10 protein-coding genes are annotated in these 13,562 nt (G+C 41.9%); all 10 read right to left on the bottom strand.

Features of this window, described 5'->3' with window-relative positions; genetic code table 11:
- Positions 1-54 precede the first annotated feature (54 nt).
- On the bottom strand, positions 55-4,308 hold the full coding sequence (locus NSU11_RS08150) for a PolC-type DNA polymerase III (RefSeq protein ID WP_342493904.1): 4,254 nt from the start codon (positions 4,306-4,308) through the stop codon (positions 55-57).
- Positions 4,309-4,441: 133 nt separating this feature from the next.
- A complete protein-coding gene (locus tag NSU11_RS08145; RefSeq protein ID WP_024424145.1) occupies positions 4,442-6,139 on the bottom strand; it encodes a proline--tRNA ligase in 1,698 nt (565 codons plus the stop codon).
- Positions 6,140-6,219: 80 nt separating this feature from the next.
- A complete protein-coding gene (rseP, locus tag NSU11_RS08140) occupies positions 6,220-7,485 on the bottom strand; it encodes an RIP metalloprotease RseP (protein ID WP_087975441.1) in 1,266 nt (421 codons plus the stop codon).
- 6 nt (positions 7,486-7,491) lie between these two features.
- Positions 7,492-8,643: a 1-deoxy-D-xylulose-5-phosphate reductoisomerase gene (dxr, locus tag NSU11_RS08135; protein ID WP_024424147.1), complete on the bottom strand. Its 1,152-nt coding sequence runs from the start codon at positions 8,641-8,643 to the stop codon at positions 7,492-7,494.
- A gap of 39 nt (positions 8,644-8,682) precedes the next feature.
- Positions 8,683-9,477, bottom strand: a complete 795-nt coding sequence (locus NSU11_RS08130; protein ID WP_024424148.1) for a phosphatidate cytidylyltransferase — start codon at positions 9,475-9,477, stop codon at positions 8,683-8,685.
- Between the two features lie 12 nt (positions 9,478-9,489).
- On the bottom strand, positions 9,490-10,272 hold the full coding sequence (locus tag NSU11_RS08125) for an isoprenyl transferase (protein ID WP_024424149.1): 783 nt from the start codon (positions 10,270-10,272) through the stop codon (positions 9,490-9,492).
- A gap of 130 nt (positions 10,273-10,402) precedes the next feature.
- Positions 10,403-10,960 (bottom strand): ribosome recycling factor, encoded by a 558-nt coding sequence (frr, locus tag NSU11_RS08120; RefSeq protein WP_024424150.1) that lies wholly within the window; start codon positions 10,958-10,960, stop codon positions 10,403-10,405.
- Between the two features lies 1 nt (position 10,961).
- Positions 10,962-11,684, bottom strand: coding sequence for a UMP kinase (gene pyrH, locus NSU11_RS08115; protein ID WP_008344767.1), 723 nt, complete (start codon positions 11,682-11,684; stop codon positions 10,962-10,964).
- Between the two features lie 134 nt (positions 11,685-11,818).
- A complete protein-coding gene (tsf, locus tag NSU11_RS08110) occupies positions 11,819-12,700 on the bottom strand; it encodes a translation elongation factor Ts (RefSeq protein ID WP_024424151.1) in 882 nt (293 codons plus the stop codon).
- Positions 12,701-12,791: 91 nt separating this feature from the next.
- On the bottom strand, positions 12,792-13,526 hold the full coding sequence (gene rpsB, locus NSU11_RS08105) for a 30S ribosomal protein S2 (RefSeq protein WP_024426991.1): 735 nt from the start codon (positions 13,524-13,526) through the stop codon (positions 12,792-12,794).
- Between the last annotated feature and the right edge of the window lie 36 nt (positions 13,527-13,562).

The raw sequence follows: 13,562 nt of genomic DNA, 5'->3' as shown, positions 1-13,562 counted from the left end.
AATTATTGTATATAGAGAAAAGAACGCCCTTTTAGGGCGTTCTTATTTATCACATTAAAATAAAGAAAGCTGGTTTTGATCAGGAAGTGCTTCTAAACAGCCTTGACGATCTAAATATTCAAGGATGGTCTTCGACACTTTTCCGCGTTTTTGTAAATCTTCTTTTGAGAGGAATTCCCCATCTTGCCGCGCGCGGACAATATTTAACGCAACGTTTGTACCGAGGCCAGGGATGGAGTTGAATGGCGGTATTAATCCGTCTCCATCAATGATAAACTCTGTTGCACTTGAGCGGTAAAGGTCAACTTTTTTGAAGTGATAGCCTCTTTCACACATTTCAAGGGCAAGCTCTAGTACAGTTAATAGGTTCTTTTCTTTCGGTGATGCATCTAAACCTTTTGAATTAATATCGTCCATAACAGCTCGAATCGCATTCGATCCTTTTGTCATCGTTTCAATATCAAAGTCATCCGCACGAACGGTAAAGTAAGCCGCATAGTACAGGAGTGCATGATGCACCTTGAAATAAGCAATACGAACAGCCATTAACACATAAGCAGCCGCGTGGGCTTTAGGGAACATGTATTTGATTTTTTTACAAGAATCAATATACCAGTTTGGTACATTATTATTCTTCATTTCTTCTTCCCATTCAGGAGGAAGTCCTTTTCCTTTACGAACAGATTCCATGATTTTAAAGGCAAGTGACGGCTCTAAGCCTTGATAGATGAGATAGACCATAATATCATCACGGCACCCAATTACTTCACTTAGTTCACACGTTTTATTGTGAATGAGCTCTTGCGCATTTCCGAGCCAAACATCCGTACCGTGTGATAGTCCAGAAATCTGAACAAGCTCTGAGAAAGTCGTTGGTTTTGTATCCTCTAGCATTTGCCGAACAAATCTTGTCCCAAATTCCGGGATACCGAGTGTGCCTGTTTTACAGCCAATTTGCTCTTCTGTGACACCTAGTGGCTCTGTCCCTTGGAAAATCTTCATGACTTCAGGGTCATCTGTTGGAATCGTTTTTGGATCAATTCCGCTTAAATCTTGAAGCATACGAATGACCGTTGGATCATCGTGCCCAAGAATATCCAGCTTCAACAAGTTATCATGGATCGAATGGAAATCAAAATGTGTCGTCTTCCAATCGGAACCTGTCGCATCTGCTGGGTATTGAATAGGTGAGAAATCGTAAATGTCCATATAATCAGGCACTACGATAATCCCGCCTGGATGCTGGCCTGTTGTCCGTTTTACTCCTGTACAGCCTTGTACAAGCCGGTCGATTTCAGCGCCTCTCATATGAAGGTTATGATCCCCTGCATAGCCTTTTACGTAACCATATGCTGTTTTTTCTGCAACGGTACCAATCGTACCTGCTCGGTATACATAATCTTCACCGAACAACTCTTTCGTATAGTTATGTGCGATCGGCTGATATTCGCCTGAGAAGTTCAAGTCAATATCAGGGACTTTGTCTCCTTTAAAACCTAAGAACGTTTCAAACGGAATATCATGGCCATCTTTTTTATACGGCGCTCCACATTCTGGACAGTCCTTATCAGGAAGGTCAAAGCCTGAACCAACAGATCCGTCATTAAAGAACTCAGAGTGCTTACAGCTTGGGCATACATAATGAGGTGCAAGTGGATTCACTTCAGTAATCTCTGTTAATGTCGCAACAAGAGATGAGCCGACAGATCCCCTTGAACCAACGAGATATCCATCATCAAGTGATTTTTTTACGAGCTTATGAGAGATTAAGTAAATAACGGCGAAGCCATGACCGATAATACTTTTTAATTCTTTCTCAATGCGGTCTTCTACGATTTTCGGCAAATCATCTCCGTAGATGCTGCGCGCCATTTGATAGCTCATTTCCCGTATTTCTTCATCTGCACCTTCAATTTTTGGTGTGTAAAGATCATCTTTAATAGGTTTAATGCTTTCGACCATCTCAGATACTTTTTGCGTATTTGTTACGACGATCTCTTTCGCTTTTTCGTCTCCTAGGAAGGAGAAGGCTTCGAGCATTTCATCTGTCGTTCTAAAATGAACTTTTGGCAGTTCATGGCGGTTCAGCGGATTCGCTCCACCCTGTGATGAAATTAAGATTTTACGATAAATTTTGTCCTCTGGATGCAGGTAATGTACATTTCCAGTCGCCACAACTGGTTTATTCAGCTTTTCGCCAAGCTTGACAATGTTTGTGATGATTTCTTTTAACGCACGTTCATCTCGAACAAGCTCAAGCTGCAGCAGGTGCTGATACACTTCTGGCGGATGTACTTCTAAATAGTCATAAAATGCTGCAATGTCTTCCATCTCATCAGGGGACTTTTGCATCATTCCTTCAAATACCTCACCCTTATCACAAGCAGACCCAACAATTAAACCTTCTCGATATTTCTCAAGCTGAGAGCGCGGAATACGCGGGACCCGGTAGAAATAATGAATATGAGAAAGTGAAACAAGCTTAAATAAATTCTTAAGACCTGCCTCATTTTGAGCAATCAAAGTCGCATGGTAAGGACGTGAGCGCTGGAAAGCATTCGACTGCCCCATGTTTTCATTCAATTGATCGTGATAGGCAATTTCTTTTTCAGCCGCATCTTTTAGCATCTTCAGCATGAGATAGCCTGTCGCCTCTGCATCATAAATCGCCCGGTGATGCTGCGTCAGTTCAATATCGAACTTTTTACAAAGGGTGTTCAGCCGGTGATTTTTAAATTCTGGGTAAAGGAACCGGCCAAGTTCAAGTGTATCAATGACAGGGTTTGACGCTTTATCTGTTTTTAACAGGCGTTTATACGCTGCATTTAAAAAGCCCATATCAAAGCTCGCATTGTGCGCAACAAGGATATCTTGTCCAATCCATTCTTTGAAATCCCGTACGACGTCGACGACATCTGGTGCATCTCTCACCATATCATCGGTGATACCTGTTAATTCGATGGTGGTCGCTGATAACGGGTGATGGGGATTTGCAAATGCCTCAAAGCGGTCAATAATTTCCCCGCCTTTTATTTTCACTGCTGCAAGCTCAATGATCGTGTCATAAACAGCTGAAAGTCCAGTTGTCTCGACGTCGAATACGACATACGTCGCATCCTCTAACAAGCGGTGCTCTGGGTTATATGCAATCGGTACCCCGTCGTCTACTAAGTTGATTTCCACACCGTACATCATTTTGATGCCATGCTTTTTACTTGCTGCATACGCATCTGGGAAGGATTGTACAACGGCATGATCTGTCAGAGCAATTGCTTCATGTCCCCATTTCTTTGCTTGTTCAACAAGTCTGCCAATGCCAGTGACAGCATCCATTTGGCTCATAGGGGAATGTAAATGAAGCTCCACACGTTTTTCACCCTCAGGTGCTGTATCTTCTTTCAACTGCGGTTTCATTTCATTGACATCATTAGCGATCATGACAAGATCTCTGACAAACGTATCATTTTGAATGCTTCCTCTTGCTTTCACCCACATGCCTTTTTTCAATGATTTCATCAGCTGAGCATCTTCTTTTTCTCTTGCAAACATTTTGATCAGAATACTGTTTGTATAATCTGTGATCTTAAAGATACAAAGCGTTCTCCCGCTTTTCAGCTCACGCGTTTCTGCATCGAATACGTAGCCTTGAACGGTAATTCTTCTTTCCTCGTCCATGATACTGTCAAGCGTACGAATTTCTTCATTGTCTTTGATTTGATAGCCAATCATCAGAGGGCCTGACGGAGCTTCATTCTGCTCCTCACTTTCTTTCTTCTCCATCTCAGTGAGGGCTTGCATGGCTCTTTCTTGATCTTCAGCAAGCTTTTGTTCTCTGAACTTCTGAATCTCTTGATCTGATACAAAAATTTCTGTATCGAATTGCAGCTCTGGAAAGCCCACTTGTTTAAATGCGGCCTGGAGCATCGGGCTGTACTTCTTCTTAATAGCGAGTGCCTCTGTTTCGCTTTTCGTTTTAATGATGATTTTATGTCCAGACAGCGATGGTTTTTGCTGCTGAAGCAAGCTGATGATTGGGGGAGAAATTCCTTGAAGTTCTTCCACACAATGTGACCAGTACGATTGCACGAGTTCTTCAGATATGTGCGGATCACTCACTTCAATCGTACAAGTGATTTGTGCAATATGTGAAAATGCATTTGTCAGCCTGCTGAGAAACATGGCGTATACTTTGTAAGGCAAAAGCGCCTTAAATTTAAAAAGGAAATGCCAAGTTTTCGTCGCCTTATGCACCGTCAATTTGACGATTTCTCCTTCTTCAAAGTAACGACTGAGGTCATCATCTGTCATTTGAATCTGATTGAGTAATATATGAAATTGCCGCCGTGTGATCGGTAATTGTTCATCCAAGACAGGACCCTCCTTTTGTCAATCAGAAAGGTACCTCTTTTCTACAGGAGGTACCTTCATTTTTTTGTTCGTTTTATGCTTGGCGTATAAATGAAATCAGATCATCAACAGATACTTCATGTGATTCACCTGATTTTCTAAACTTCACTTCTACTATACCTTCTTCTGAACGTTTTCCGCAGCTAATACGAATTGGCAGTCCAATTAAATCACTGTCTGCAAATTTTACTCCTGCACGCTCCTGGCGGTCATCGAAAAGTACGTCGAAACCTTCATCTCCTAATCGCTCGTACAACGTTTCAGCCAGTTCTTTCTGCGCATCGTTTTTCATATTTAATGCAAGGAGGTGAAGGTCATATGGTGCCACTGTTTCCGGCCAAATGATTCCTTTCTCATCGTGATGCTGTTCAACAATCGCTGACAGCGTTCTAGAGATGCCGATGCCATAGCAGCCCATAATCATTGGCTGCGCACGACCATTCTCATCGAGGTACGTTGCATCCATCGACTCAGAATAACGAGTGCCCAGTTTAAAGACTTGTCCTACTTCAATCCCTTTTGCAAACTGGATTGTGCCTTCCCCATCTGGAGAAACATCTCCTTCTTGAATCAAGCGAAGATCTGTGAATTCTTTTACTGACACGTCACGTGCAGGATTGACATTGACATAATGATAATCCGCTTCGTTTGCACCAGCGACTGCATTTGTCATTCCTTTCACAGCAAGGTCCGCATAAATATCGACTTCTGCTTCCAATTTAACAGGTCCAACAAATCCAGGCTCAGTTCCAATGACTTCCAGCACTTCTTCGCGTGAAGCAAGCTCGACAAGCTGTGCTCCTACCAAGTTTTTCACTTTCACATCATTTACTTCATGATCACCTCTAGTAAGAATGAGAACATACGCATCATCTGCTTTAAACAAAACAGATTTAATGCAAGCAGCAGGGTCAACTTCTAAAAATTCAGCCACATCTTGAATGGTTTTCACTTGCGGTGTGTGGACTTTTTCAAGTTCTTTGAAGTCCGCAGGATTTGCTTCTTCTCCGTGATATACAGCCTCAGCCATTTCAATGTTTGCAGCATATGAGGAAGTATCAGAATAAGCGATGGTATCCTCTCCGACTTCTGAAAGCGCCATGAACTCATGCGTATCTTTTCCTCCCATTGCCCCAGAATCTGCAATGACTGGTCTAAAATTGAGACCCACTTTTGAGAACACATTAGAGTAAGCCGTAAACATTTTGTTGTATGTCTCATCAAGGCTTTCTGGTGAAGAATGGAATGAGTATGCATCCTTCATGATAAATTCACGTCCGCGCAGCAGTCCAAAGCGTGGTCTCTGTTCATCACGGAATTTTGATTGAATTTGATATAAAGTTAAAGGAAGCTTCTTATACGATTTCACTTCGCTGCGTACTAGTGATGTGATCACTTCTTCGTGGGTTGGGCCAAGCGCAAATTCGCGGCCATGGCGATCCTTCATACGCATCAGTTCTGGACCGTATGTATACCATCTTCCTGACTCTTGCCACATTTCTGCCTGCTGCAGCACTGGCATTAACAGCTCAGCTGCGCCTGCCTTTTCCATTTCCTTGCGGACGATCGATTGAATATGCTGAATGACTTTATGCGCAAGCGGCAGATAATGATAGATTCCACTTGTATTTTGTCTAATAAACCCAGCTCTTACTAAGAGTTGATGACTTTTTGCCTCAGCATCTGCCGGCACCTCTCGAAGAGTTGGAATGAAAGTCAGGGATTGTCTCATGTCGTTACACCTCATTTATGAAATAGGACTTCTCACAAAAACTCTTGTTTCCCGGAATGAGAAACAAGAGAGAATGGTTTTTATAAAAATAACCGCTGAATGTCATTCCACGTTACCACTAACATTAACAGCATGAGGAAAGCAACACCGATAAAGACAACAAGTGCTTCCTTCTCACGATTAATTGGTTTACCGCGAATGGCTTCAACAAATAAGAATAGTAAACGCCCTCCGTCTAATGCAGGAATCGGTAACAAATTCACGATGCCTAGGTTGATACTGAGGAACGCCGCAAACTGCATTAATGTTAACACACCTTGTTTGGCTACTTCTCCTGTCATGTCATAAATTCCAACAGGACCTGCTAACATGTCTAGTGAAAATTGTCCTGTGACAATTTTTTGCAAGTTCGTTAAGATCAGACCTGCCGTTGAAATGACAGTTGTTCCAGAAGATGAAATAACTTTCAAAAATCCATTTTCCGTTGGCGGATATGATCCGAAACGGCCAATGCTTTTCCCATCTGCTTTTACAGCTTCTGGTACAACCTGCACAGTGCTTTCTTTGCCGTCTCGGTCAATGACGACATTCATTTTTTTCTCAGGGTTCTTTTGAACTGTTTGAACGACGTCTGTCCAAGAATTCATTTTCTCGCCGTTAATGGACACGATGTGATCTCCCTGCATGAGTCCAGCCTCAGCCGCCCGGCCGTCTTTCGTCAGCTTACCGAGTACAGGATCATCAACGGTTACCCCTTGAATAAAACCTAAAGCAACCAAAATCACATACGCCAGGATAAAGTTCATAATCGGTCCAGCTGCGATGGCTTTAATTCGCTGCCAAACTGTTTTTGAACCAAATTGACGATTGTATGGTGCAATTTGAATTTCTTCACCATCTGCAATATAGAAGCTTGTTTGACTGACATTGTAGCCAGTCAGAATATCTTCATTTCCAGCTTCATATCCCGAGATTCTCATAGCATGATCTAAATCAATCTGCTCAACTTCGATGACAAGTGCATCAGGATATTTTTCTTTATCATTTAAAATGATCTTTTCTACTTCATTTTGCTCATTGAATAAGAGCCCCACTGTATGACCTGGTTTAATTTCGATAACTTCAGGGTCCTCTCCAGCCATTTTAACAAATCCGCCAATAGGGAGAAGTCTAATGGTATAAACGGTTTCTTTTCGTTTAAAGGAGAAAATCTTCGGCCCAAAACCAATTGCGAACTCGCGGCATAAAATCCCCGCGCGCTGCGCCATAATTAAATGGCCAAGCTCGTGGAAAAAAACGAGCGTTCCAAAAATAATAATAAACGCAATCACTGTATTCACGAACATACCACCTTATGTGAGGATTGATTGAACAAAGTCTCGTGTATCTTTGTCCACTTCATGGATATCTTGCAAACTAGGCGTTGAAATCACATGATGTCTGATTAGTGCCTTTTCAATCAATTCTTCAATTTGCAGGAACGTTACTTTGCCTTTCAGAAATGCATCGACTGCCATTTCATTTGCTGCATTAAGTACAGCAGGCATTGTCCCTCCTATTTTACCTGATTCATAAGCAAAATGTAAGCAGCGATACCTGTCAAAATCCGCTTTTTGGAAATTCAATTGTCCAATCTCCCAAAGGTTCAATGATTTCGCTTCTTGTAACGGCGCCCTGTCAGGGTATGTGAGTGCATATTGAATAGGCACTCTCATGTCAGGTGTCCCTAACTGAGCCATGACGCTTTTGTCGTGAAATTCCACCATCGAATGGATAATGCTCTCTTTATGTAGCAGCACATCAATTTGTTCATAAGGGATATCAAACAACCAATGTGCCTCGATCACCTCGAGCCCTTTATTCATCATCGTCGCTGAATCAATGGTGATTTTCGCTCCCATCGACCAGTTCGGGTGGTTCAGCGCTTCTTCAACCGTAACACCTTCAAGTTCAGTTCGTTTTTTATCTCGGAAACTACCACCTGAAGCTGTCACGATTAAACGTTCAATATTTTTAGCTTGTTCACCTTGCAGGCATTGAAAAATAGCGGAATGCTCACTATCGACAGGAAGTAAAGGTACATCATATGTTTTAGCGTACTCTTTTACTATATGACCAGCTGTCACAAGTGTTTCCTTATTTGCGAGAGCAATCGTCTTTTTTTGTTCAATGGCCTTTAATGTTGGAACAAGTCCAACACTTCCTACAAGTGCATTGACCACTACGTCCACTGCATCATAGGTCGCTGCCTCGATGTTGGCTTCATCACCAGCAGCCAGCTTCACATCGTATGCAAATGAATGATTTTTTAGCATGTGATAGGTTTCTTCGTCTACACAGCCGACGAATTCAGGCTGAAAGCGCTCAATGATCGGAATCGCCTTTGCTATATTTCTGCCAAATGTCATGGCTTTCAGCTTAAACTTGTCCGGGTGCTGACTGATCACATCTAACGTTTGTTCTCCAATTGATCCTGTTGCGCCTAATAGCGAAATATATTTCAAATTGCCACTCCTTCTCTCGTTCAATAAGTTTCTATGAGGTTAGCTGGCAAACGTTGCGAGCAGTAAGTATAAAAACGGCAGAACGAATAAAAAGCTGTCAAACCTGTCCAAAATCCCGCCATGGCCAGGGAGAATTGTCCCTGAATCCTTCACGTGATAATGACGCTTTAAAGCAGATTCCACAAGGTCGCCAAGCTGTCCAAAGATACTGAGTAAAAGAGTAATAAACATCACAAGCAGATATGATGGCAAAAATCCTGTAACCGCCTGAAACACAAGTGACAACACGACCGCTGTGACGATTCCGCCGATAAATCCTTCTACTGTTTTGTTTGGGCTGATTTCTGGCCAAAGCTTTCGTTTCCCCATAGATTTTCCAATAAAATAGGCTCCTGAGTCAGTAGACCAAATAATCACTGCTGCGAAGAAGATCGCACTCATGCCATATAAGCCTCTAATTTGGATAAAATAATAGAAACTAACGCCAATATATAATGTGGCTAATACAACAAAAGCAACCTCATCGAAAGTGAAAGAGTTTTTGCTCAAAACTGTATAAGTTAAAAGTATTAAGACTGCAAATAAAGCAATCTGCATTTTTGATGCGTCCACGTTTGGGAAGAAGCTGTTGTCTCCGCCCATTAAAAGCCAAAGCAATATTAAGCTGACAATACCAGGAAAGCTGAAAATCGAGATCTTTTTCATTCTTAAAAGCTCAAAGAGAGCGACACTTCCCATTAAATAAATCAGCAGGGTAAATGGCATCTGTCCATATATAACTGCAAGCAAAAAGACTGCAGCTGCCAAAACACCCGTCAAAATTCTTTGTTTCATCTGCACCACCCTCTAAATTCCACCGAACCTCCGGCCGCGGCGCTGGTATTCTCCGATAGCGCCTATAAGGTGCTCATCAGAAAAGTCAGGCCAAAGCACATCCGTAAAGACAAACTCGCTGTATGCAATTTGCCAAAGCATAAAGTTGCTTAATCTAATTTCTCCACTCGTGCGAATGAGCAAATCCGGATCTTGAAGAGATTCTGTCATTAAATAAGCTGAAAACATCTCTTCCGTGATGTCTTCTGCTCGAAGCTTACCTTCTTTGACCTTTTCAGAAATTTGTCTGCATGCGGAGACGATTTCTGTGCGCCCTCCATAGTTGAGCGCAAAGTTTAAAACGAGCCCGTCGTTATTCGCCGTACTCTTTACTGCGTTCTCTACCGCTTTTTTCGTATGCTGCGGGAGGCCGTCTGGATCACCTGTTAAACGCACACGGACATTCTCCTCGATGAGTTCAGGCAGGTAGATGTTTAAAAATTCTTCAGGAAGTTTCATTAAAAAGTCTACTTCTAGTTTTGGACGTTTCCAATTTTCCGTAGAGAAAGCATACAAAGTCAGCACTTTGACATTCAGCTCATTTGCAAGCTTTGTCATGCGCTTGACGACTTTCATTCCTTCATGATGACCTGCTACCCGTGGAAGAGCACGTTTTTTCGCCCATCTTCCGTTCCCATCCATGATAATGGCGATATGTTCAGGAATTTCTCCATTTAATATGTCTTCTTTTGTCAGGCTTTCTAAGTTGGAAGCTGCTGTTTGCTGATTCTTCCAATTTTTGAGTATATTGAGCATGAGATTCCTCCATCACCCAAAAAGGTTGCGTTCCCGCTAAATAATATAGTCATCAACAGTATTAACAAAAAAACCCCCTGTAAACATGAAGAGGGTCTTTTCACTATTATCTATTGTACATAGTTTTTTCTTAAACTTCCATGATTTCTTTTTCTTTATCTTTCGTCACGTCATCAATTTTAGCGACATATTCATCTGTCAATTTTTGGACATCTTCTGTTGATGATCTTAATTCATCTTCAGTGATCTCCCCATTTTTCTCAAGCTTTTTCAAATCATCGTTTGCATCACGACGCACGTTACGAACAGCTACTTTTGCTTCTTCTGAGTATTTTTTTACGACTTTCACAAGCTCTTTACGTCTTTCTTCTGTCAGCGCAGGAATCGCAATGCGGATCACATTTCCGTCACTTGTTGGCGTGATGCCAAGATCAGACTTTTGAATCGCTTTTTCGATATCACCGATTGCTGTTTTATCGTAAGGTGTGATAATCAGCATACGTGCTTCTGGCACTGTGATCGACGCAATTTGGTTAAGCGGTGTTTGTGCACCGTAATAATCCACTGTCACTTTATCAAGCAGTGAAGCATTCGCACGGCCTGCACGAACAGTTGCAAGCTCACGCCCGTACGCTTGTACGGCTTTTTCCATTTTTTCTTTCGTTTGGTTCAACACTTCTTTTGACACGTTATTTCCCCCTCACGATCGTTCCGATTGATTCGCCGTTTACGGCACGTTTAATATTTCCTTCTTCCATAATGGAGAAGACGATTAATGGAATGTCATTGTCCATACATAATGAGGACGCAGTAGAATCCATTACAGCAAGCCCTTCTTTAAGTACATCAAGATATGAAAGCTTATCATATTTTACTGCATCCGCATCTGTACGAGGATCAGCACTGTAGACACCATCTACATTATTTTTCGCCATTAAAATGACATCTGCTTCAATTTCTGCTGCTCGAAGTGCTGCTGTAGTATCTGTAGAGAAATAAGGATTCCCTGTTCCAGCAGCAAAAATGACGACACGTTTCTTCTCAAGATGACGGATCGCTTTTCTTCTTATGTATGGTTCTGCAACCTGTCTCATTTCAATAGAGGTTTGCACTCTAGACTGAATGCCAAGCGTTTCTAGGCTGTCCTGTAACGCCAGTGAGTTCATCACTGTTGCCAGCATCCCCATGTAGTCTGCTGTTGCACGGTCCATTCCTAGATCACTGCCTGTCTTCCCGCGCCAAAGGTTTCCTCCGCCTACAACGACTGCAACTTCAACATCAAGCTCTGCAATTTCTTTTACTTGCTTTGCAATTGACTGAATGACAGTTGGGTTAATTCCATTTCCAGCATCACCCGCTAGTGCTTCGCCACTTAGCTTCAGTACAATGCGATTATATTTCGGTTTGCTCATGATAACCTCCAAGTGTATACTATACCGTCTCTTATTATGCGTAAGAAACTGCCTTTTGTAAATCAATATCCTCTAAAAAATAGGGAACACAGTGCTTGTGCTCCCTAAAAAAGCCCCAGAGAGCTTTTCAAACATTATTTTTTCACTTGGCTCATAACTTCTTCAGCAAAGTTGTCTTGACGTTTTTCGATACCTTCGCCCACTTCATAGCGAACATAAGTTTGAACAGTTGCGTTTTTCGCAGCTACAACTTGTTTCACTTTTTCATCTGGGTTTTTAACGAACGCTTGGTCAAGTAAGCAAATTTCTTCGAAGAATTTGTTTAGACGGCCTTCAACCATTTTAGCTACGATGTTTTCAGGCTTTCCTTCTTGAAGCGCTTGCTGTGTTAATACTTCACGCTCACGGTTTGCTTCTTCTTCTGACACTTGGTCACGAGAAATGTATTTAGGGTTTACAGCTGCAACGTGCATTGCGATGTCTCTTGCAAGCTCTTCGTCAGTTGTTCCGTTAAGAACAGCTAACACACCGATACGTCCGCCCATGTGCAGGTAAGAACCGAATGCAGCATTATCTTCTTTTGTGATGACAGAGAAACGGCGTAGAGTGATTTTCTCTCCGATTTTCGCAATTGCAGATGTGATATGCTCTTCAACTGTTGAACCGTTTTCCATTTTAGAAGCATGAGCTTCTTCAAGTGTTGCAGGTTTAGCAGCAAGCAAATGATCAGCAAGTTCGTTAAGAAGTGCTTGGAATCCTTCGTTTTTCGCAACGAAATCAGTCTCAGAGTTCACTTCTAGGATCACGCCTGTGTTGCCGTCAGTTTTGATAAGAGTTAATCCTTCTGCCGCAATACGGTCTGCTTTTTTCGCAGCTTTTGCGATTCCTTTTTCTCTTAGAAGGTCGATTGCTTTCTCGATGTCACCATCAGTTTCTGTTAACGCTTTTTTACAGTCCATCATACCTGCACCAGTTTTTTGACGCAGTTCTTTAACTAATTGAGCAGTAATTGCCATTTTACATTTCCTCCTTCTATGTTAAAACACGGATTACTAGGTGAAAAAAAGGTGATAAAAGGCATTTCCCTCTTATCACCTTTTGAATAGGTTACGCAGTTGTTGTTTCAGTTTCTGTCGTTTCTTCTACAACAGCTTCTTCTTCGCCTTGTTTAGACTCAAGAATCGCATCTGCCATTTTAGCAGTTAGAAGTTTTACAGCACGGATTGCATCATCGTTTGCAGGGATCACAACATCAATTTCGTCTGGATCACAGTTTGTGTCAACGATACCGATGATTGGGATATTCAATTTACGAGCTTCTGCAACTGCAATACGCTCTTTACGAGGGTCGATAATGAAAAGTGCATCCGGAAGACTCTTCATGTCTTTGATTCCGCCTAGGAATTTTTCAAGACGCTCTAATTCTTTTTTCAGTTGAACGACTTCTTTCTTAGGAAGAACTTCGAATGTACCGTTTTCTTGCATTTTTTCAATATCTTTTAAACGTTTAATACGTTTTTGGATTGTTTCAAAGTTTGTTAAAGTTCCACCAAGCCAGCGTTGGTTCACATAGAACATACCAGAACGGATTGCTTCTTCTTTCACTGAATCTTGTGCTTGCTTTTTCGTACCAACGAAAAGGATTTTTCCTCCGTCAGCAGCAAGGTTTTTCGTGAAGTTGTAAGCTTCCTCTACTTTTTTCACCGTTTTTTGAAGGTCGATGATGTAGATACCGTTACGCTCTGTAAAGATGTAACGCTTCATTTTTGGGTTCCAACGGCGAGTTTGGTGACCGAAGTGAACACCAGCTTCTAGCAATTGTTTCATAGAAATAACTGACATTTTGTTGCCTCCTAATATAATGGTTTTTTTTCCTCC

The sequence above is a fragment of the Bacillus sp. FSL R5-0712 genome, from assembly GCF_038593285.1.
Taxonomy (GTDB): Bacteria; Bacillota; Bacilli; order Bacillales; family Bacillaceae; genus Bacillus; species Bacillus safensis.
This window is presented reverse-complemented; position numbering and strand designations above follow the sequence as displayed.

Bases quoted from the DNA above. Each gene is read 5' to 3' on its own strand.
- NSU11_RS08150 (WP_342493904.1), bottom strand. From the start codon at position 4,308: ATGACAGATGATGACCTCAGTCGTTACTTTGAAGAAGGAGAAATCGTC.
- NSU11_RS08125 (WP_024424149.1), bottom strand. From the start codon at position 10,272: ATGCTCAATATACTCAAAAATTGGAAGAATCAGCAAACAGCAGCTTCC.
- rpsB (WP_024426991.1), bottom strand. From the start codon at position 13,526: ATGTCAGTTATTTCTATGAAACAATTGCTAGAAGCTGGTGTTCACTTC.
- NSU11_RS08130 (WP_024424148.1), bottom strand. From the start codon at position 9,477: ATGAAACAAAGAATTTTGACGGGTGTTTTGGCAGCTGCAGTCTTTTTG.
- pyrH (WP_008344767.1), bottom strand. From the start codon at position 11,684: ATGAGCAAACCGAAATATAATCGCATTGTACTGAAGCTAAGTGGCGAA.
- tsf (WP_024424151.1), bottom strand. From the start codon at position 12,700: ATGGCAATTACTGCTCAATTAGTTAAAGAACTGCGTCAAAAAACTGGT.
- NSU11_RS08145 (WP_024424145.1), bottom strand. From the start codon at position 6,139: ATGAGACAATCCCTGACTTTCATTCCAACTCTTCGAGAGGTGCCGGCA.
- rseP (WP_087975441.1), bottom strand. From the start codon at position 7,485: ATGTTCGTGAATACAGTGATTGCGTTTATTATTATTTTTGGAACGCTC.